Raw genomic sequence first — 19,734 nt, forward strand, 5'->3', positions numbered from 1 at the left:
TGCTCTCCCGGAGAGGGTGTGGGGGACGGCGGCCGTGGGTGCCGCCGAGCAGAGGCTACGCATTCCCGCCGTGCACGCGTCAGATGCGTTCAGGCCGCGAAATACTACGGACAAATCACTCAAATGCCGGAGGTTTACCGGCGATCGGTCCGTCCAGGGGGAGCTTTTACCTCCCCGCAACACCAGCCCCGTGGCCGGAAACCGCCAGACCGGGGTGGCGAAGTCCGCCACCCCGGTCGAAGACTGACGGCTATTCGGCCCCCGGGTCCACCGGACGCGCCGCCGGGTCACCCGTCCGGGCGACCCCGGCGCCCGCCCCCGACACCGCCGAGTCGGCCGCCCCGCCGGCCCCCACCGGGCGCAGGCGCTCCCCCGCCGTCGCCTTCAACTGCGGCTCCAGCCGGGCCATGTCGCGGCGCCCGCCGAGGGCGATCACCGACGGCACCAGCCAGCGGACCGGCTGCATGCCGCGCAGCCAGGCCTGCGCGTACACGTGCGCCGAGCGCCGGGCGATCCCCGCGACCAGCCGGTCGACGGCCGGCTCCAGCGGGTACGTCTTGTTGGCCGGCCACGGCAGCCGGGCCCGCATCTGCTTCAGCACGGCGTCCTGGTCGGCCCCGCGCACCATGTCGGTGTCGGTCCAGCTGAGGTAGCCGACCCCGACCCTGACGCCCTGATGGGCGACCTCGGCGCGCAGCGCGTGCGCGAACGCCTCCACGCCGGACTTGCTGGCGCAGTACGCGGACATCAGCGGGGCCGGGGTGAGCGCGGCGAGCGAGGCGATCTGCAGCAGGTAGCCGCGGCTCTCGGTCAGCGCGGGCAGGAACGCCCGCGCGGTGGCGACGCTGCCCAGCAGGTTGACCTCGATCACCCGGGTGAACGCCCGGTGGTCGCTGTCGAGCAGCGGGCCGCCGATGGCGATGCCCGCGTTGGCGACGACGGTGTCGATCCGGCCGTACCGGTCCAGGATCCGCCGGGCGACCGCGGTCAGCGCGTCCAGGTCGGTGACGTCGGCCTCCCACGCGGAGGCGTCCGGGCCGCACGTGGCGGCCACCGCCTCGAGCTCGGCCGGCTCCAGGCCGACCAGGGCGACCTTCGCGCCCCGCGCGGAGAGCCGGCGGGCCATCAGGGCGCCGACGCCGCGGGCGGCTCCGGTCACCACCACGACCTGGGAGGACAGGGGCGGGTTCATGCGGTGCGGCTCCTCTCGTTCTCGGTGGACGGCGCGCCCTCGGCGGCCGCGACGATCCGGCGGATCTCGGCGGCCACCTCGTCGGGCCGTTCGACCGGCGACATGTGGCCCACGCCGGGCAGCTCCAGCAGGCCGCGGGGGTCCGGCAGCGCGGCGGCGATCCGGCGGGCGTGCACCGGCGGGGTCAGCCGGTCGGCGGTGCCGACGACGACGGCGGTCGGCACGGCGATCCTCGCCAGACCCTCCGTCACGTCCAGCGTGCCGAGCACCTTCGCCCAGCCGTGCCGCACGGCCGTCGGGCAGGCGTGCACCACCAGGGCGCACGCCTGCACCTGCGCCGCCGGGGTGCGCGGGCCCATGGTGGCGTACTTGAGCAGGGCGCGGCTGACCGCGTTGACCCGGCCCAGCGGCAGGCGCGACTCCAGGACGAGGCGGTGCAGCGCCCGGCGCAGCCCGGCGGGGCGGACGGCCGCCGGCACCACCAGCAGCTCGGCGACGAGGTCGGCCGGACCGGTGCTGATCAGGACGGCGCCCGCGGTGCGCGCCGCGACCCCGGCGCGGTCCGCGGCGGCCATGATCGTCATGCCGCCCATGCTGTGCCCGGCGAGCACGGCCCGCCCGCCGACCGGCACGACCGCGGACAGCACGGCCTCCAGGTCGTCGGCCAGCTGCCGGGTGCCGTACCCGGCCGGGCCGGACGGCCGGTCGCTGCGTCCGTGGCCGCGCTGGTCGTAGGCGATCACCCGGTGGTCGGCGGCCAGCCGGTGGACGACCGGCGCCCAGAACGGCGTGGAGCACGTCCAGCCGTGCGCGAGCACGACGAGCGGGGCGCCCGCGGGGCCGTACTCCTCGACGTTCAGGCCGGTGCCGTCGGCCGAGACCACCCGGTGCACGGCGGCCGGGTCGGGGAGGACGAAGTCGCGGTCGATCATGCCGGCACCCCCTCGGCCACCGGGGCGGTGCGCTTGATCAGCTCGTACTCGCCGAGGTCGACCCGGCGGGTGGCGCGGCGGAAGGCGGTGGTCGAGCCCGGCCAGAGCACGGTGTTGCGGCCGCCCTCGTCGAGGTACCAGCTGGTGCAGCCGCCGGTCGTCCAGACGGTGCGTGACATCCTCTGCTGGAGTTCGAGGTTCCAGTGGCGCTGGGCGCGGGCGGTGGGCTGCATCGCGGTGGCGCCGACGGAGTCGAGCGCGCCGAGGGCGTCGACCAGGTAGTTCAGCTGCGACTCGATCATGAGGATCATCGAGCTGTTGCCGAGCCCGGTGTTCGGGCCGATCACGAAGAAGAGGTTGGGGAAGCCGTGCACGGTGGAGCCGCGCAGCGCCTCCATGCCGCCCTTCCACTCCTCCGCCAGGTTCCGGCCGCCGACGCCGAAGACCCGCCGGCCGATCGGCATGTCGGTGACGTGGAAGCCGGTGCCGAAGACGATCGCGTCGGCCTCGTGCTCGCTGCCGTCGGCGCCGACCAGGGTGGAGCCGCGCACCTCGGCGAGGCCCCCGGGGACGACCTCGGCGTTGGGCGCCGCGAGCGCCGGGTAGTAGGTGTTGCTGAGCAGGATGCGCTTGCAGCCGATCCGGTAGTCCGGGGTGAGGCGGGCGCGCAGCTGCGGGTCCTTCACGCCGCGGGCGATGTGCCGCTCGGCGATCCGCTGCACCAGCCTGAGCAGACCGGGCCGGCGCACGAAGGCGTCGACCTGGAGCTCGCGCAGCGCGAAGAGGGTGCCGCGCCGCAGCGCGCCGGTCGGCGGGAGCGCGCCGTGCAGCCACTTCTCCAGGCCGGTGATCTCGCGGTCGCGCCGCGGCATGACCCAGGCGGGGGTGCGCTGGAAGACGGTGAGCCGGCCGACCTTCGGCTGGATGGCCGGGATGATCTGCGCGGCGGAGGCGCCGGTGCCGACGACGGCCACCCGCTTGCCGGCGAGGTCGTAGTCGTGGTCCCAGCGGGAGGAGTGGAAGACCGTGCCGGGGAAGTCGGCGAGGCCCGGGATGTCGGGGATCTGCGGGTCGGCGAGCGGGCCGGCGGCGGAGACGACCGCGTCGGCCGTCCAGGTGCCGGCGGCGGTGGTGAGGCGCCAGCGGGCCGGGCCCTCCTCCCAGCGGGCCTCGGTGACCTCGGCGCCGAAGCGCAGGTGCGGGCGGAGGCCGAAGGTGTCGGTGACCTTCTCCAGGTAGGCGCGGATGTCGGGCTGCCCGGAGAAGCTGCGGGGCCACTCCGGGTTGGGCGCGAAGGAGAAGGAGTAGAGGTGCGAGGGCACGTCGCAGGCACAGCCGGGGTAGCTGTTGTCGCGCCAGGTGCCGCCGACGGAGGCGGCGCGCTCCAGGATGACGAAGTCGGTGATGCCGGCCCGTCGGAGCCGCACGCCGGCGCCCAGGCCGCCGAAGCCGGAGCCGATCACGGCGACCCGGACGTGCGGCGCGGCGGCCGGGTCGGCGGCGGGATCGGGGGACTGCTTGCTGCGCGATGCCATACGGCGGCTCCAGGGCGAGGGTGGGGCATGGGAGGGGCATGCACGACCGGTCGAACCGTGCCAGTAATCACTGGCACGATTGGAGGGTAGCCGCTGCCGTGCGTTCCGGGAAGACGCCGGGCCGGTCCGGTTCACCCGGTCACCGCCCTATGCTGAGCCGCGTGGCGGAGATCACCAGCAGCACCGGGCAGCCCCGCGAGTACCGCGTCGAGGAACTCGCCGAGGCCGCCGGCATCACCACGCGCACCCTGCGCTTCTACCGGGAGCGCAAGCTCCTCCAGCCACCCCGCAAGGAGGGCCGCATCGCCTGGTACGGCGGGCACCACCTCGCCCGGCTGCGCGTGATCGGCGAACTCCTCGACCGCGGACACACCCTGGGCGGCATCGCCGAACTCATCGGCGCCGGCGAGAGCGGCCGCGACGTCGCCGACCTCATCGGACTGCGCGACGAGATCGCCACCCCCTGGTCGGACGAGACACCCGTGCGCCTCGGCTGGGACGAGCTCGTCGCCGCCTTCGGCGACCAGCTCACCCCGGAGAACACCGCCGAGACCATCGCCCAGGGCTACATCACCCTCGACGAGGACGGCATCACCCACATCAGCCGCCGTCTGATGGACGCCACCCTCGCCCTCGTCGCCGAGGGCGTGCCGCTGGCCGCCGTGCTCGCCGCCAGCCGCAAGGCCCAGCAGCACCTCGACGCCGTCGCCGAGGCGTTCACCGACCTCGCCCGCGACCACCTGCTCGGCGGCCTCGCCCACGTCGACGACCTGACCCCCGCCGAGGCCGCCGGCCTCACCGAGCGGATCCGCCGCGTCCGCCCGCTCGCCCGCGCCACCGCCGACGCCCAGTTCTCGCTCGCCATGGACCGCAAGGTCCGGGCCGCGTACGAACGCCTGCTCGCCCGGGAGTGAGACCCGGCCCCGGCCGGGCGGGTACCGCCCCGCGGCCGCCGCGGCCGGGCCGGTGCCGGTGCCGCCCCACGGCCGGTGCCGCCGCCGCGAGAAACCCGGTCGGCCGGGCGGCGCGCCACCGGTAGCCTGCGCGCCATGGAGCAGACCCTCACCGACGGCACCACCCGCCCGGACGTCCGCGCACTGGCCGCCGCCACCACGACCGTCCTGCTGTGGGCCTCCGCGTTCGTCGCCATCCGCGACGCCGGACCGCACTTCGGGCCCGGCGCGCTCGCCCTCGGCCGCCTCCTCGTCGGCGCCGTGGCACTGCTGGCGCTGCTGGCCGTCCGCGGCGAGGGACTGCCGCCGCGGGCCGCGTGGCCCGGCATCGCGATCTCCGGGCTGCTCTGGTTCGGCCTCTACATGGTGGCGCTCAACTGGGGCGAGCAGGAGGTCGACGCGGGCACCGCGGCGATGGTGGTCAACATCGGACCGGTGCTGATCGCCGTGCTCGGCGGCTGGGTCCTGCGCGAGGGGTTCCCCCGGTCCCTGCTCGCCGGGCTGGCGGTGTCGTTCGCGGGCGCCGCGGTGGTCGGCCTGTCGACGGCCGGCGACACGGGCACCGGCTCCGCCCTCGGCATCGGCCTCTGTCTGCTCGCCGCGGTCTCGTACGCCGGCGGGGTGGTCGCCCAGAAGCCCGCGCTGCGGCACGGCTCCCCGCTGCAGGTGACGGCCTTCGGCTGCCTGATCGGGGCGGTGGCCTGCCTGCCGTTCGCGCCGCAGCTGGTCTCCGACCTCGGCGCGGCGCCCGTGCGGGCCACCCTCGACATGGTCTACCTCGGACTGTTCCCGACCGCCCTCGCCTTCACCACCTGGGCGTACGCCCTCGCCCGCACCACCGCCGGGCGGATGGGCGCCACGACCTACGCGGTGCCGGCGCTCGTCGTGCTGATGGCCTGGGCCGCGCTCGGCGAGGTGCCGGCCGCACTGACGCTGGCGGGCGGTGCGCTCTGCCTGGCGGGCGTGGCGGTCTCCCGCCGGGGCTGACCGGGGGGCCGGCCGCGCCGGGGTGTCAGGCCTCCAGCCGCCGCACGCGCTCCTCGTCGACGGTGCGCGGGCAGGTCACGCAGGCCTCGGCCGGGCTGATCGCGTAGTAGAGGCAGCAGCCCTGCCGGGTGCGCGTCCAGTGGGCGCGCCCCGCCGTGCCGGGGAGCGTGCGGAAGGCCGCGGCCCCGGCGAAGGGCGGGGTGCCGCCGGGCAGCAGCGCGGCCGCGGCGGCGACGGCGCGGTCCTCCTCGCCGAGCGCGCGGCCGAGGTACCAGAGGGCGGAGACCAGATCGTCCGTCACCATGCCCCACAGCGCGTGCGGGCCGCGCCGCACGTACGGCTGGAAGGCGCCCAGCACCGGCCCGGCGTGGGCGGCGACGGCGGTCCGCAGCTGCGCCGGGGTGGCGGGCCCCGCGCCCGGTACGTCCGCGAGCAGCGCCAGGGCCCCGGTGGACTCCTCGATCCAGAAGGCCGCGGGGGCGATCCGGGCGAGGCGGCCGTCCAGGTACCAGGGCCCGGCGGTGAGCAGGCACAGCGCCCAGAGGTAGTGGTGGAGCAGCCGGGAGGCGGCCACGTGGGGGCGCGGTGCGGCGCCGTGGGCGGCCTCGATGCGGGCGGCCTCGGCGGCGACCAGCGCCTCCGCCCGCGGCGCGAGGTCCGCCCCGGCGCACCAGCGCGAGGTGTCGGCGGGCGGGGCGGCGAGCAGCGTGACGGGCAGCGCCGGACAGATGTCGACAAGGCGTCGAATCGATCCGGACGCACCGCCGGGTGCGGGGGACGGCGGGGCCGTCAGCTGGAGCATGGGGCACTCCTGTGATCAACTAAGGTATGCCTCACCTTACATCCAACTGACAGGCCGTCAATCCGCGGACCCGCACCACCCCGGCGGATTTGACGGAATTAGGAACGCCTAACCTAATGTTCCGTTCCGTGCCCACCAGAGAACCACGAGTGACGAAACACCGCACCCCGCCACGCCCCGGCACCGCCACGCGGTTTCCACGCCCCGCCCCCGGGCACGATCGACCGCACCGGACGCCCACCGCCCCAACCACCCGCCGCGGCAACCCTCCTGACCGTCCCCGCTCCGAGACGCCCCCCGATCAGCCCCGCGCGGGCCCCTCCTGCCACCACCCCGAGGACGACGCCATGCGGCTGTACCTGCTCGCCCTGAACCCCACCGACTCGGTCACCGAGGGCTTCCTGCCCGCCGCCGCCCGCCTCGGCCTCACGGTCACCGTCCTCACCGACCACCCCGAGGCGCACCGCGCCGCCTACGCCGGCCTCCCCGCACCCCCCGGGGTGACGGCCTGCGAGGTCCGCGACCACCGCGAGGTCATCGCCCTGGCCTCCCGGCTCGGCGCCCCCGACGCCGTGTTCAGCAACAGCGACCATCTGCAGACCCAGACCGCCCTCACCGCCGACTACTTCGGCCTGCCCGCCAAGGACTGGCGGGCCGCCCTGCGGACGAAGAACAAGGCCGAGCTGCGCCGCCGCCTCGCCGCCACCGGCCACGACACCGTCCGCGCCCTCGAACTCCCGCCCGGCCGGGACGTCGCCACGCTCGACCCGCCCTACCCCTGCGTCGTCAAGCCCCGCGAGGGCGTCGCCAGCGAGGACGTCGCCCTCGCCGCCGGCCCCGCCGAACTCGCCGCGCACGTCGCCGCGGTCCGTACCCGCCGCCCCCAGGACGCCCTCGTGGTCGAGGAGTTCCTCGTCGGCGAGCTCCACACCCTGGAGACGCTCGGCGACGGCACCCGCCGCCACGTGCTCGGCGGCTTCCGCACCCGGCTCTCCCCGCCGCCGTACTTCGTCGAGGAGTCGCTGGAGTTCGTCGCCGCCCACCCCCGCCCGGTGGTCGACCAGGTGCTCGCCCAGCTGGACGCCCTCGGGGTCGGACTCGGCGCCTGCCACACCGAGTTCGTCGTCCAGCCGGACGGCCGCGCCCGCATCGTCGAGGTCAACTACCGCGCCATCGGCGACCAGTGCGACCTCATGCTGGCCCGCCTCCTCGGCATCCCGTACTTCGAGCACGTGCTGGCCGTCCACCTCGGGCACCCGCTGCCCGACGACCTCGGCACCCGCACCGGACGGTACGGGCACAACCGCGCCGTCCTCGCCGACCGGGCCGGCACCCTCACCGCCGCACCCGCACCGCAGGAGCACGAGGCCGACGGCGTCCAGCTCGTCTACCGGCCCGTCCGCGCCCTCGGCGAACACCACGAGCACCACCGCACCAACCGCGACTACCTCGGCGTCGTCTGGGCGGTCGGCCCCGACCAGCAGGCCGTCGACCGCGCGGTCAGCCGGTTCGTCGACGCCAACCGCTGGGAGATCACCCCGTGAACGGCGTGCCCCGGCCCCGGCCCGCCACCCGCCAGGAGGACCTCCTCACCCGCCGCGTCCTCGGCGCCCTGCACCGCGAGGACGTGCTCGGCCTGCGCACCCGCGCCACCCGCGAGCTCCGGCCCGACGGCCCCTGGCTGCGCGGCACCCGGCTGGCCCTGCCGGTCGCCGAGGACGGCTTCCAGAGCCGCTGGACCGCCCGCCTCGCCCTCCTGGAGGTCGACGGCCGCCCCCTCACCCGCCTCGACGACGTGCTCGCCGCCGTCACCGCCCTCGCCGACCCCCTCGACCGGCACGGCCACCTGGCCTTCGCCGAGGAGTGCCGCCAGACCCTCGCCACCATGCACCTCCACGACCGCTCCGGGCCCTCCGTCCTCGCCGCCCTCGCCGACCGCCTCGGCCCGGACCCCGCCGACTGGACCGGCCCCGCCGGCACCCTCGGCTTCGACACCCTCGCCGCCTACCTCGACCACCCCGTCTACCCCGCCGGCCGCGGCCGCGCAGGCCTCGACGACGACCAGCTCCGCGCCTACGCACCGGAGTTCCACCCCGCCTTCGAACTGCGCTGGCTCGTCCTCCCGGAACACGCCCTCACCGTGCACGGCACCGGCCCGCTGCCCGCCTGGTGGCCCACCCCCGCCGACCTCGGACTCACCGGCCGCGGCCTCACCGTGCCCGTCCACCCGCTCACCGCCGCACCCGGCCTGGCCGCCCGGGTGCCCGGCGCGCACCTCGCCGAACGGCCCTACCTGACCGTCCGGCCCACCCTGTCGATGCGCACCGTCGCCGTCGTCCAGGACCCCTCCAGCCACCTCAAACTCCCCCTCGCCACCGCCACCCTGGGTCTGCGGAACCGGCGCACCATCAAGCCCGGCAGCCTCGTCGACGGAGCCGCCGGCCAGCGGCTGCTCGCCGCCGTCACCGCCCGCGAACCCCGCTTCGCCGGCGCCGTCCTGCACGCCGACGAACAGTGCTGGGCCCACGCCGGCGACGAACTCGTCGCGGTCCTGCTCCGCCGCCAGCCCCACGGGCTCGACGACGCCGTGACCGTGCCGCTCGCCGCACTGCTCGCCCCCGCCCCCGGCGGCCGCACCGTCGTCGACCACCTCGCCGACCGCTTCCACGACGGCGACCCGCTGCGCCTCTACGACGACCTGCTCCGCCTGCTACTGGACTGGCACACCACGCTGTTCTCCTACGGCATCGCCCTGGAGTCCCACCAGCAGAACACCTCCCTCGTGCTCGACCGGCCCGGCGGCCGCACCCGGCTGCGGCTGCTCCTCAAGGACGACGACGGCCCGCGCATCAACACCACCCGGCTGGGGGAACTCGCCCCGTACGGTGAGGAGTTCGACGATGCGCGGATACCCGGCACGGACGACCGGCCGGTCGTCGACCTGTTCGCCACGATCACCGGGCACCTCTGCGCCGGAGCCCTCGCCTTCGGCCTCGCCGACCTCGGCCGCGCCCCCCTCGACCGCACCCTCGGCCTGCTCCGCGCCCGCCTCGGCGAGGCCCTCGACCGGCTCGGCGACACCGGCGCACCGCTGCGCGCCGCCCTCCTCGACGCCGACGAACTGCCCGTGAAGGCCATGGTCACCGCCGGCACCCTGCTCAGCAAGGAACGCTCCGGCGCCGCCGACATCAACAAGCACTACACCACCGGGCCCAACTACCTTCGGTCCGCGCCCAGGTGAGCGCCCCGACCGGTGCGCCCGGCCCACACCCGCGATGGAGTGACGCATGACCCCACGGCTCGACACCCGCCACACCTGTGCCCCCGCCGGGCTGCCCACCGCCGACGACGCGGTCGCCCACACCCTCCTCAACTGCCTGCTCCGCGAGGTCTCCGCGCCCGAGCACCAGACCGCCGTGATCGACGACCACCTGATCGTCCGGCTGCCCCGGCGCGGCACCCTGCTGAGGGTCGCCCTGCGCCGCACCTCGCTCTCCGGCGCGCACCGCTTCACCGGCCCCGTCCTCGCACAGGCCGCCGACGGGCCGCACGCCCTCGGCTGGCGCGAACTCGCCGAGCACGTCCAGGCCGAGCTCGCCGGCCGCGGCGGCACCGCGAACGACGAGTTCCTCACCCAACTCGCCTCCAGCCACGCCGGGGTGGCCGCCGCGCTGGCAGGCCGGCCGGAACCCGGCGCCGACCGGTACGTGGAGTCCGAACAGGCCCTGCTGCTCGGCCACCGCTTCCACCCCGCCCCCAAGGCCCGTTCCGTCGACCGGCCCGGCCCGCCGACACCGTGGTCCGCGTACGCGCCCGAGGCGCGCGCCGCCTTCCGGCTGCGCCACCTCGCCGTCCGCAGCGCCCTGCTCGCCGAGGACGCCGCCGACCCGGGCGCACCCGCCCTGCTCGACGGCCTGCGCACCGGACTCCCCGACGGCTACCGCCTGCTGCCCGCCCACCCCTGGCAGTACGCGCTGCTGCGCGACCACCCGCTGCTGACCGCCGCCCTCGCCCGCGGCGACGTCGTCGACCTCGGCCCCGGCGGCACCCCCTTCACCGCCACCGCGTCCGTCCGCACGCTCTACGGCGCCGACACGTTCCTCAAGTTCAGCCTCAACGTGCGGATCACCAACTGCCTTCGCAAGAACGCCGCGTACGAGCTGGCCGGCGCCGTCGCCCTCACCCGGCTGCTCGCCGGGCCGTTCGCCGACCTCGCCCGGCGCTTCCCGGACGCCGCCGTGCTCCGCGAACCCGCCTTCCGCACCCTCGCCCTGCCCGGCCCGGACGGCCGCACCGACACCGCGCTCTACGAGGGCTTCGGCCTGATCGTCCGCGAGGGCCTCGCCGGCGCCGTCCGCCCCGGCCTCACCCCGCTGCTGGCCGCCGCCGTCGCCGACGAGTACCCCACCAGCTCCGCGCAGATCGCCGCCCTCCTCGACGACGCCGACCCGGCCGCCGCCCGCGACTGGTGGGCCCGCTACCTGCGCCTGGTCGTCCCTCCCGTGCTCGCCGCCTACCTCGACCACGGCATCGTGCTGGAACCCCACCTGCAGAACGTCCTCGTGTGCGTCGACACCGACGGCCGCCCGGCCCAGGTGCTCTTCCGCGACCTCGAGGGCACCAAACTGCTGCCCGGCCACCACGCCGCCGCGCTCGCCGCCCTGCCGCCCGACGTCGCGGGGCCGATGGCCTACGACGCCGACCGCGGATGGGACCGCGTGGTCTACTGCCTCGTCGTCAACCACCTCTCCGAGCTGCTCGCCGCGCTCGCCGACCTCGCCCCGGCCGCCCACGCCGCCCGGCACGAGGCCGCCCTCTGGGGCGAACTCCGCACCGTCCTCGCCGAGTACGCCGAGGCGAACGGCCGCCCGGCCCGGCTCACCGCCCTGCTGGACGGCGCCCCGCTGCCCGCCAAGGCCAACCTGCTGACCCGGTGGGAGCGCCGCCCCGACCGCGAGGCCGGGTACGTCCGGCTGCCGTCGCCGCTCGCCCCGGACCTCCTCGCCGAGGCCGCCCGCAGCAGGGCCGGTGCCCGGTGACCGCCTCCCCCGGGGCGCTCGTCGCCCGGCACGTCGACACCCTGCCCGCCGACGCCCTGCCCGCCTACCTCTACGACCTGCCGGCGCTCCGCGCCCACGCCGCTGCCGTCCGGGCCGCACTGCCGGACCGCGTCGAGCTGTACTACGCCGCCAAGGCCAACCCCGAGCCCGCCCTGCTGACCGCGCTGCGCCCGTTCGTCGACGGCTACGAGGTCTCCTCCGGCGGCGAGTTGGCACACGTCACGGCCGCCGTGCCCGGCGCGCGCACCGCGTTCGGCGGACCGGGCAAGACCCCGGCCGAGATCACCGCCGGTCTCGCCGCCGGGGTGCACCGGTGGCACGTCGAGAGCCTGCACGAACTACGGCAACTCATCGCCCTCGGCGTGCCGGTGGACGTGCTGCTGCGCGCCAACCTGCCGGTGGACGGCGGCGGACTCGACGGCGCGGCACTCGCCATGGGCGGCCGGCCCAGCCCGTTCGGCATGGACCCGGACGACGTGCACCGCGGCCTGCGGCTGCTCGCCGGACGGGACGCCCGCCACCTGCGGCTGCGCGGCATCCACGCCCACCTCGCCAGCGGCCTCGACGCCGACGGCCAACTCTCGCTCGCCGGGGCCATCGTGGGCCAGGCCGCCGCCCTGGGCCTCGGCGAGGCCAATGTCGGCGGCGGCATGGCCGTCGACTACGCGGACCCGGACGCCCGCTTCGACTGGGCGGCCTTCGGCACCGGCCTGGAGAAGCTCCTCGCCCGGCACCCGGGACTGCGCCTGCGGATCGAGCCCGGCCGCTCGCTGACCGCCTACTGCGGCTGGTACGCCACCGAGGTGCTCGACCTCAAGCACAGCCACGGCGAGGACTTCGCCGTCGTCCGCGGCGGCACCCACCACCTGCGCACGCCCGCCACCCGCGGGCACGCGCAGCCGTTCGCCGTCCGCCCGTCCGCGGACTGGCCCCACCCGTGGGAGCGGCCCTCCGCGACCGGACCGGAGGTCACCCTGGCAGGGCAGCTGTGCACCCCGAAGGACGTGCTCGCCGGACGGGCGGCGGCCCCCGGGCTGCGGGCCGGCGACCGGGTGGTCTTCGCGATGGCCGGCGCCTACGCGTGGAACATCTCGCACCACGACTTCCTGATGCACCCCCGGCCGGGCTTCCACGTCCTGGACACGCCCGACGGGGCACCGGACCGGGAACTCTCCTGACCGGGCCGACCGGGCCGCCACCTCCCCGCGGGGCCGGAACCGCGACGCCCGGTCACCCGACCGCCGGGCGGCGGCCCGCCGGTGCCCGGGGGCGCGGCCGTGTCCGCCGGCCGGACCGCCGCAGGTCCCCGCACCCCGGGCATGCGAGAGTGGTACCCGGCGAAGGGAGCGGTCGGGTGCTGATGGAGAAGGTGGCGGAGATCCTCGCCGAGGCGTCGGCCGAGGTGGTGGAGCCCCGGTTCCGGGCCCTGGCCGCGGGCGAGGTGATCGAGAAGGCGCCCGGCGAGATCGTGACCGTCGCCGACCGCGAGGCCGAGGTGATCATCACGCGGCGCCTGCAGGAGCTGCTGCCGGTGCCGGTGGTCGGCGAGGAGGCGGTGGCCGCCGACCCGTCGCTCGCCCGGGCGCTCGGCACCGAGCCCGCCGTGTGGCTGGTCGACCCGGTCGACGGCACCTCCAACTTCGTCGCCGGGCGCCCCGACTTCGCGGTGATGGCCTCGCTCGTCCGGGCCGGGCACACCGTGGCCTCCTGGATCTACCAGCCCGTCAGCGGCGTCTCCTACTCTGCCGAGCTCGGGTCGGGCGCCTGGCGGGACGGGCACCGGCTCGTCCGGGAGCCCGCGGGCGACGACCCGGAGAAGTGGCGGGGCTGGGTGAAGAGCCGCTACGTCGAACCGGCCCTCCACCACCAGCTGCAGAGCAACGCGCGGGCGTTCGGCCCGATCACCCCCGGCCTCCGCTCGGCCGGCATGGAGTATCCGCAGCTGGCCGAGGGCAGCCACGAGTTCATCCTCTACTGGCGCACCCTGCCGTGGGACCACGCCCCCGGCTCGCTGCTGGTGACGGAGGCCGGCGGCGTCTCCGCCCGCCTCGACGGCAGCGCCTACCGGCCGGAGCCGCCCGGCTGCGAGGACGGCCTGCTCGTCGCCTGCGACCCGGCGGTGTGGGAGCGCACCCGGGAGATCCTGCTCGACCTGGCCTTCGAGGACTGACCCGCCCCGGGCGGGTCAGCCGCACCGGGCCTCCGCCCGGCGGCCCGCGGCGACGACGGCGCCGAGCAGCCGGCCGATCTCGTCCGGGGTGGTGTGCGGGTTCAGCAGGGTCAGTTTGAGGCGTACGCGGCCCGGTCCGGTGCCCGGCAGTTCGGTGCGCCCGACCACCGCCGTGCCGGCGGCGAGCAGGTCGCGGCGCAGCACGGCGTTGACCCGGTCGGCCGCGGCGGGGTCCGCGGCGGCGGGCCGGTAGCGGAACACCACGGTGGTGAGCACCGGCGGCGCGTGCAGCTCAAGGGCGGGCTCGGCCCGGACGGCGTCGGCGGCGTCGGCGGCCAGCCGGTGGCAGGCGTCGACGAGCGCGCCGAGGCCGGCCCGGCCGAGCGTGGCCAGGGTGACGGCGAGCTTGAAGGCGTCCGGCCTACGGGTGGTGCGCAGCGAGAGCCCGAGCAGGCTCGGGTAGCCGGCCTCCTCGTCGTCGGCCGGGTTGAGGTAGGCGGCGCGCCGGGTGAGCGAGGCGTACGTCTCGGCGCGGCGCACCAGGAAGACCCCGGCGGCGGCGGGCTGCCAGCCGAGCTTGTGGAAGTCGAGCGCGACGGAGTCGGCGCGCCCGATGCCGTCGAGCAGCGGCGCGAGGCGGTCGGAGAGCAGGGCGCCGCCGCCGTAGGCGGCGTCGACGTGCAGCCAGGCGCCGTACTGCGCGGCGAGGTCGGCGGCCCGGTGCAGCGGGTCGATCGCGCCGGTGTCGGTGGTGCCGGCGGTGGCGACGACGGCGATCGGGGTGGCGCCGTCGCGTACGGCTCCGGCGAGGACGGTGGCGAGCGCGTCGCCGTCCATGCGGAGGGTGCGGTCGACGGGCACGGTGAGGACGGCGCGTTCGCCGAGGCCGAGCAGCGCCGCGGCGCGCTGCACGGAGAAGTGCGCGGCCTCGGAGGCGACGATGCGGGGCGCGCGGCCGGCGGGCAGGCCGTGGAGTTCGACGCCGTCGCCGAGCACCCGGTCGCGGGCGAGCATGAGGCCCATCAGGTTGGACTCGGTGCCGCCGCCGGTGAACACCCCGGCGCCCCGCCCCGGCGGGTGGCCGACGAGCGCGGCGAGGTCGGCGAGGAGGGCGGTCTCCAGGGCGGTGGCGGCGGGGGCCTGGTCCCAGGAGTCCTGGGAGGGGTTGAGGGCGCTGACGGCGAGGTCGGCGGCGACGGCCACGGCCAGCGGCGGGGCGTGCAGGTGGGCGGCGCAGCCGGGGTCGGCGGGGTCGGCGGCGCCGTGGGCGAGGAGTTCGGTGAGGCGGTCCAGGGCGTCCCGGCCGGGGGCGGCGGCGAGGGCCGCCCGCACCTGGCCGTCGAGGTCGCCGGGCCGGACGGCCGGGACGGGCCCGCCGCGGCGGGCCGCCCCCGCGGCGAGCGCGTCCAGCACCCGGGCGAGCAGCGGGCGGAGCGCGCCCGGTCCGCCGGTGCCGCCCGAGAGTGCCGGGAGCAGGGTCATGCCGAGGTCCGGGAGGCCGCCTCGACGGCGTCGGCGAGCCGGTCGAGCACGGCCTCGGCCTGTTCGTCGGTGATGGTGAGCGGCGGCAGGAGGCGGAGCACGGCGTCGTGGCGGCCGCCGAGTTCGACGATCAGGCCGCGCTGCAGGCACGCCTCCCGGACGCGGACGGCGAGGTGCGGGTCGGCGGGCAGGGCGCCGCAGCTGTCCGGGGTGCCGGCCGGGTCGACGAGTTCGACGCCGAGCATGAGGCCGCGCCCGCGGACGTCGCCGATGACGGGCAGCCGGCTCTGCAGCCCGGCGAGCCGGGCGGCCATCCGGGCGCCGACCTGCCGGGAGCGCTCGACGAGGCCGTGCGCGGCGACGTACCGGAGGGTGGCGGCGCCGGCGGCCATGGCGAGGGTGTTGCCGCGGAAGGTGCCGGTGTGCGCGCCGGGCCGCCAGCCGTCGTACTCCTCGCGGTAGACGACGGCGGCGAGCGGGAGGCTGCCGCCGATGGCCTTGGACATCACGATCGCGTCGGGCACGATGCCGCTGTGCTCGACGGCCCACATCGCGCCGGTGCGGCCGACGCCGGTCTGCACCTCGTCGACGATCAGCGGGATGCCGCGCTCCGTGGTGATCCGGCGCATGGTGCGCAGCCAGTCGTCCGGGGCGGGCACGACGCCGCCCTCGCCCTGCACGGCTTCGAGGATCATCGCGGCGGGCGCCGTGACGCCGCCCGCCGGATCGTCGAGGAGCCGTTCGGTGTAGGCGGCGGAGAGTGCGGCGCTGCGGTCGCCGCCGAGCCCGAACGGGCAGCGGTACGGGTACGGGTAGGGCAGCCGGGTGACCTCGCCGCCGCCGGGCAGCGGCGCCTTGGCGGCGACCGAGCCGGTGACGGCGAGCGCCCCGGCGGTCATGCCGTGGTAGGCGCCGGTGAAGGCGAGGGCGCCGCGGCGGCCGGTGGCGGTCTGCATGAGCTTGAGCGCGGCCTCGACGGCGTCGGTGCCGGCCGGGCCGCAGAAGTGGATGCGGGCGCGGGCGGCGAACGCGGGCGGCAGCGCCTCGAAGAGGGCGGTGGTGAAGTCGTCCTTCTCGGCGGTGGCGAGGTCGAGGAGGTGGAGCGGGGCGCCGCCGTCGAGGGTGCGGCGGATCGCCTCCAGCACGGTGGGGTGGTTGTGGCCGAGGACGAGCGTGCCGGCGCCGGAGAGGCAGTCGAGGTAGCGCCGGCCGTCGGCCCCCTCCACGGTCATGCCGTGCGCGCGGACCGGCACGATCGGGAAGGACCGCGCGTACGTGCGGGCGGAGGACTCGCGGATGCGCTGGCGGCGCAGGATGGCCTCACCGGCCGTGGCGGCGGTGTCGACGGCAGGACTCACGGACAGCTTCCCCTCGCGAAGTTAGGTAAGCCTAACTTTATCGGCAGGAGTCCGCCCACCACCGACCGACCGGCCGGCGCCCACCCGCGGGGTACGGCTCCGCCCTGCCCCAACGAGCGGCGTCCCGCAAGGTCACGGCCGATCCGGCCCGGGACGCCGACGGCCCGTCGGCGCACGGCGGTCGGGCCTATGCTGCCCGCATGGCAGACGAACGGGCGGAGCGGGAGCGCACGCGGGAGTTCTTCGGGGCACGGGCCGCGGGCTGGGACGCGAAGTTCCCCGACGACGGGCCGCGGTACGCCGCCGCCGTCGCCGAGGTGTCCCCCGGCGACGGCGGGTTCGTCGTCGACGCGGGCTGCGGCACCGGCCGGGCCCTGCCCCTGCTGCGGGCCGCCGTCGGCCCGTCCGGCACCGTGCTCGGGGTCGACCTCACCCCGGAGATGCTCGCGCAGGCGGCCGCGCACCGCGAGGCGGCGGTCCTGCTGCTGGCCGACTGCGCCCGGCTGCCGCTGCGGGACGGCGTCGCCGACCTGGTGTTCGGCGCCGGACTGATCTCCCACCTGACCGGCCCGGCGGAGGGCCTGCGCGAACTCGCCCGCGTCACGCGGCCCGGCGGCACCCTCGCGCTCTACCACCCGATCGGGCGGGCCGCCCTCGCCGCGCGGCACGGCCGGCGGATCACCCCGGACGACCTGCGGGCCGAGCCCAACCTCCGTCCGCTGCTGGCGGCTTCGGGCTGGCGGCTGACCGCGTACACCGACACCGACGAGCGGTTCCTCGCGGTGGCCGTCCGCGGCTGATCACGTCCGCCAGCGGTAGCACAGCTCCGGCCGGCCGACCTGGCCGTACTGCGGCTCACGGACGGCGAGGCCGGTGTCGACCAGGTGCTCCAGGTAGCGGCGGGCGGTGATCCGGGACACCCCGGCGGCGGTGGCCGCGGCCGCGGCCGACAGGCCCGCACCGGAGCCGCGCAGCACCCCGGCGAGGGTCTCCAGGGTGGGCGCGCTCAGCCCCTTCGGCAGGGAGCTGCGGTCGGGGGTGCGCAGCAGGGCGAACGCCTGGTCGACCTCGTCCTGTCCGGTGGCCTCACCCTGGCGTCCGAGGGAGGCGCGGTAGCGGGCGTACCGCTCCAGGCGGTCGCGCAGGGCCGCCCCGCTGAACGGCTTGAGCAGGTACTGGACGACGCCCGCCGACACCGCCCGGCGGACGGTGGCGAGTTCCCGGGCGGAGGTGACGGCGATGACGTCGGCGGTGTGCCCGTCCGCCCGCAGGGTGCGGCACAGCTGCAGCCCGTGGCCGTCCGGGAGGTGGAGGTCGAGCAGCACGAGGTCGACGGGCTCACCGGCGGCCCGGGCCGCCTCCAGCACCCGGAGGGTCTCGGCGCAGCCGTGCGCGGTGCCGGCGAGGCGGAAGCCGGGGGTGCGGGCGACGTAGAGGCCGTGGGCGGCGGCGGCCACCGGGTCGTCCTCGACGACGAGCACGGAGATGCCGGTGGTCATCGGGCGGCCCGCCGCGCCAGGGGCAGCCGGACGGTGAGGACGGCGCCGCGCTCGCGGCCGACCTCGACGGTGCCGCCGTTGCGGCGGACGGTCTGGGCGACCAGGGCGAGCCCGAGGCCGCGGCCGTGCTGCTTGGTCGTCCAGCCGCGGCGGAAGACCTCGCCGGCGGCGTCCTCGTCGATGCCGGCGCCGGAGTCGGCGACGCGGAGCAGGAGTTCGCCGTCGTCGACGCGGGCGGTGACGGCGACATGGGGCGGCTCGGGCCGGGCGGCGGCGTTCTCCACGGCGGCGTCGACGGCGTTGTCGATGAGGTTGCCGAGCACGGTGACGAGGTCGCGCGGGGCGAGGCCGCTCGGCAGCACGCCGTCGTCGATCCGGCTGTCGGGGGCGAGTTCGAGGTCGACGCCGCGTTCCGCGGCCTGTGCGGCCTTGCCCAGGAGGAGTGCGGCGAGCACGGGTTCGCCGACGGCGGCGACCACCTGGTCGGTGAGGCGCTGGGCGAGGGCGAGTTCGGCGGTGGCGAACTCCACCGCCTCGTGGTGGCGGCCGAGTTCGATGAGGGAGACGACGGCGTGCAGCCGGTTGGCCGCCTCGTGGGCCTGGGCGGCGAGGGCGTCGGCGAAGCCGCGTACGGTGTCCAGCTCCCCGGTGAGGGACTGGAGTTCGGTGTGGTCGCGCAGGGTGACGACACTGCCGAGGCCGGTGCCGATCGGCGAGGTGTTGAGCACCACCACGCGCTCCGCGGTGAGGTGCACCTCGTCGTGGGCGGACTGCGGGCCGAGCACCGCCCGGACGAGCGACTCCGGCAGGCCCAGCGCCTCGAACGGCCGGCCCTCCACCGCGCCGCGCAGACCGAGGAGTTCGCGGGCGGCGTCGTTGCAGAGCACCACCCGGTGCACCCGGTCGAGGAGCACCAGGCCCTCGCGGACGGAGTGGAGGGTGGCCTGGTGGTAGTCGTACAGGTGGCTGAGCTCGGCCGCGCCCATGCCGTGGGTGTGGCGGCGCAGGCGGGCGTTGGCGAGGTAGGTGCCGGCGCCGCCGAGGGCCAGGGCGGCGGCCGCGACACCGGTGAGGGCGAGGAGCGGGCCGCGCAGGCCGGCGCTGATGGAGTCGAGGGTGATGCCGGCGCTGACGAGGCCGACCACCCGGCCGTCGTCGCCGACGATGGGGGTGACGACGCGGACGGACGGGCCGAGGGTGCCGGTGTAGGTCTCGGCGTCGGTGTGCCCGGCGAGGGCCCGGTCGATGTGGCCGAGGAAGGGGCGGCCGATCTGGGCGGGGTCGCGGTGGGCCCAGCGGATGCCGTGGGTGTCCATGACGGTGACGAAGTCGACCCCGGCGTCGGCCCGGACCTGCTCGGCGTACGGCTGGAGCACCGTGGTCGGGTCGGTCCCGGTGGCGGCCGTACGGACGCCGGGGGCGTCGGCGACCGCGCGGGCGGCGGCGGTGACCTGGCGGACCGCGGCGTCGTGGCTGCGCTGCTCGGTGAAGAGGTAGGCGAGCACGGCGCCGCCTGCGACCACGGCGGCGACGATGACGACCTGCACGGCGAAGAGCTGTCCGGCCAGGCTGCGCGGCAGCTGGCGCGCGGGGCGGTGGGGGCGGTCCGGGCGGCTGGTCATACCGGACAGTGTGCCCGGTGCCGCCGGGGGTGCCCCCGGCCGTGCGGTGAACTCTATGAACGCAAACGTGACGGCCGTCACGTGCGGCGCCGATAGTCGGAGCGGCCCTCCCCCCGGGGCCGTCGGGAGCAGCGGGGCGCGC

At 76.6% G+C, this 19,734-nt stretch carries 16 protein-coding genes; 8 read left to right on the forward strand and 8 right to left on the reverse strand.

What is annotated here, in order from left to right; translation table 11 throughout:
• Nucleotides 1-250: 250 nt before the first annotated feature.
• Genes OG335_RS10155 through OG335_RS10165 form a run of 3 tightly spaced genes read right to left on the reverse strand, consistent with a single transcriptional unit; the run spans nt 251 to nt 3,659 of the window.
• A complete protein-coding gene (locus OG335_RS10155) occupies nt 251-1,192 on the reverse strand; it encodes an SDR family oxidoreductase (protein ID WP_405010732.1) in 942 nt (313 codons plus the stop codon).
• The gene (locus OG335_RS10160; RefSeq protein WP_405010733.1) at nt 1,189-2,124 is read right to left on the reverse strand and encodes an alpha/beta fold hydrolase; all 936 of its coding nucleotides are present in this window, start codon (nt 2,122-2,124) and stop codon (nt 1,189-1,191) included. The genes OG335_RS10155 and OG335_RS10160 overlap by 4 nt, the downstream gene beginning before the upstream one ends.
• Entirely contained in the window at nt 2,121-3,659 is a 1,539-nt protein-coding gene (locus OG335_RS10165) for a flavin-containing monooxygenase (protein ID WP_405010734.1), read from the reverse strand. The genes OG335_RS10160 and OG335_RS10165 overlap by 4 nt, the downstream gene beginning before the upstream one ends.
• A 149-nt stretch (nt 3,660-3,808) precedes the next feature.
• Between OG335_RS10165 and OG335_RS10170 the strand changes: the two genes are divergently transcribed.
• Complete coding sequence (locus OG335_RS10170) at nt 3,809-4,573, forward strand: MerR family transcriptional regulator (protein WP_405010735.1); 765 nt, start codon at nt 3,809-3,811, stop codon at nt 4,571-4,573.
• A gap of 135 nt (nt 4,574-4,708) precedes the next feature.
• The gene (locus OG335_RS10175) at nt 4,709-5,599 is read left to right on the forward strand and encodes a DMT family transporter (protein WP_405010736.1); all 891 of its coding nucleotides are present in this window, start codon (nt 4,709-4,711) and stop codon (nt 5,597-5,599) included.
• Between the two features lie 25 nt (nt 5,600-5,624).
• On the opposite strand, the gene OG335_RS10180 is transcribed toward OG335_RS10175, so the two are convergent.
• The gene (locus OG335_RS10180; RefSeq protein ID WP_405010737.1) at nt 5,625-6,401 is read right to left on the reverse strand and encodes a (2Fe-2S)-binding protein; all 777 of its coding nucleotides are present in this window, start codon (nt 6,399-6,401) and stop codon (nt 5,625-5,627) included.
• Between the two features lie 347 nt (nt 6,402-6,748).
• On the opposite strand from OG335_RS10180, the gene OG335_RS10185 reads away from it, so the two are divergent.
• From OG335_RS10185 to OG335_RS10205, 5 genes are all read left to right on the forward strand, one after another.
• Nucleotides 6,749-7,945, forward strand: a complete 1,197-nt coding sequence (locus OG335_RS10185) for an acetyl-CoA carboxylase biotin carboxylase subunit family protein (RefSeq protein ID WP_405010738.1) — start codon at nt 6,749-6,751, stop codon at nt 7,943-7,945.
• Entirely contained in the window at nt 7,942-9,642 is a 1,701-nt protein-coding gene (locus tag OG335_RS10190) for an IucA/IucC family protein (RefSeq protein WP_405010739.1), read from the forward strand. The genes OG335_RS10185 and OG335_RS10190 overlap by 4 nt, the downstream gene beginning before the upstream one ends.
• Nucleotides 9,643-9,688: 46 nt before the next feature.
• Complete coding sequence (locus OG335_RS10195; RefSeq protein ID WP_405010740.1) at nt 9,689-11,440, forward strand: IucA/IucC family protein; 1,752 nt, start codon at nt 9,689-9,691, stop codon at nt 11,438-11,440.
• Nucleotides 11,437-12,639, forward strand: coding sequence for a type III PLP-dependent enzyme (locus tag OG335_RS10200; protein WP_405010741.1), 1,203 nt, complete (start codon nt 11,437-11,439; stop codon nt 12,637-12,639). The genes OG335_RS10195 and OG335_RS10200 overlap by 4 nt, the downstream gene beginning before the upstream one ends.
• Before the next feature lie 182 nt (nt 12,640-12,821).
• Complete coding sequence (locus OG335_RS10205; protein ID WP_405015348.1) at nt 12,822-13,631, forward strand: inositol monophosphatase family protein; 810 nt, start codon at nt 12,822-12,824, stop codon at nt 13,629-13,631.
• 15 nt (nt 13,632-13,646) lie between these two features.
• Here OG335_RS10205 and OG335_RS10210 read toward each other — a convergent pair whose 3' ends face one another.
• The gene (locus OG335_RS10210) at nt 13,647-15,113 is read right to left on the reverse strand and encodes a pyridoxal phosphate-dependent decarboxylase family protein (RefSeq protein WP_405010742.1); all 1,467 of its coding nucleotides are present in this window, start codon (nt 15,111-15,113) and stop codon (nt 13,647-13,649) included.
• Nucleotides 15,110-16,477, reverse strand: coding sequence for a diaminobutyrate--2-oxoglutarate transaminase family protein (locus OG335_RS10215; RefSeq protein WP_405015349.1), 1,368 nt, complete (start codon nt 16,475-16,477; stop codon nt 15,110-15,112). The genes OG335_RS10210 and OG335_RS10215 overlap by 4 nt, the downstream gene beginning before the upstream one ends.
• A gap of 194 nt (nt 16,478-16,671) precedes the next feature.
• Between OG335_RS10215 and OG335_RS10220 the strand changes: the two genes are divergently transcribed.
• A complete protein-coding gene (locus OG335_RS10220) occupies nt 16,672-17,271 on the forward strand; it encodes a class I SAM-dependent methyltransferase (RefSeq protein ID WP_405010743.1) in 600 nt (199 codons plus the stop codon).
• Here the strand turns inward: OG335_RS10220 and OG335_RS10225 are convergent, their stop codons facing one another.
• Together OG335_RS10225 and OG335_RS10230 are read right to left on the reverse strand one after the other, a co-directional pair.
• A complete protein-coding gene (locus tag OG335_RS10225) occupies nt 17,272-17,970 on the reverse strand; it encodes a response regulator (protein ID WP_405010744.1) in 699 nt (232 codons plus the stop codon).
• Nucleotides 17,967-19,592, reverse strand: coding sequence for an ATP-binding protein (locus tag OG335_RS10230; protein ID WP_405010745.1), 1,626 nt, complete (start codon nt 19,590-19,592; stop codon nt 17,967-17,969). The genes OG335_RS10225 and OG335_RS10230 overlap by 4 nt, the downstream gene beginning before the upstream one ends.
• Nucleotides 19,593-19,734 lie beyond the last annotated feature (142 nt).

This window comes from Kitasatospora sp. NBC_01539, assembly GCF_045040525.1.
Lineage (GTDB): Bacteria > Actinomycetota > Actinomycetes > Streptomycetales > Streptomycetaceae > Kitasatospora.

Excerpts from the sequence above, each read along its gene's own strand:
- OG335_RS10155 (WP_405010732.1), bottom strand. The coding sequence starts at position 1,192 with ATGAACCCGCCCCTGTCCTCCCAGGTCGTGGTGGTGACCGGAGCCGCC.
- OG335_RS10160 (WP_405010733.1), bottom strand. The coding sequence starts at position 2,124 with ATGATCGACCGCGACTTCGTCCTCCCCGACCCGGCCGCCGTGCACCGG.
- OG335_RS10165 (WP_405010734.1), bottom strand. The coding sequence starts at position 3,659 with ATGGCATCGCGCAGCAAGCAGTCCCCCGATCCCGCCGCCGACCCGGCC.
- OG335_RS10170 (WP_405010735.1), top strand. The coding sequence starts at position 3,809 with ATGCTGAGCCGCGTGGCGGAGATCACCAGCAGCACCGGGCAGCCCCGC.
- OG335_RS10175 (WP_405010736.1), top strand. The coding sequence starts at position 4,709 with ATGGAGCAGACCCTCACCGACGGCACCACCCGCCCGGACGTCCGCGCA.
- OG335_RS10180 (WP_405010737.1), bottom strand. The coding sequence starts at position 6,401 with ATGCTCCAGCTGACGGCCCCGCCGTCCCCCGCACCCGGCGGTGCGTCC.
- OG335_RS10185 (WP_405010738.1), top strand. The coding sequence starts at position 6,749 with ATGCGGCTGTACCTGCTCGCCCTGAACCCCACCGACTCGGTCACCGAG.
- OG335_RS10195 (WP_405010740.1), top strand. The coding sequence starts at position 9,689 with ATGACCCCACGGCTCGACACCCGCCACACCTGTGCCCCCGCCGGGCTG.
- OG335_RS10205 (WP_405015348.1), top strand. The coding sequence starts at position 12,822 with ATGGAGAAGGTGGCGGAGATCCTCGCCGAGGCGTCGGCCGAGGTGGTG.
- OG335_RS10210 (WP_405010742.1), bottom strand. The coding sequence starts at position 15,113 with ATGACCCTGCTCCCGGCACTCTCGGGCGGCACCGGCGGACCGGGCGCG.
- OG335_RS10220 (WP_405010743.1), top strand. The coding sequence starts at position 16,672 with ATGGCAGACGAACGGGCGGAGCGGGAGCGCACGCGGGAGTTCTTCGGG.
- OG335_RS10225 (WP_405010744.1), bottom strand. The coding sequence starts at position 17,970 with ATGACCACCGGCATCTCCGTGCTCGTCGTCGAGGACGACCCGGTGGCC.
- OG335_RS10230 (WP_405010745.1), bottom strand. The coding sequence starts at position 19,592 with ATGACCAGCCGCCCGGACCGCCCCCACCGCCCCGCGCGCCAGCTGCCG.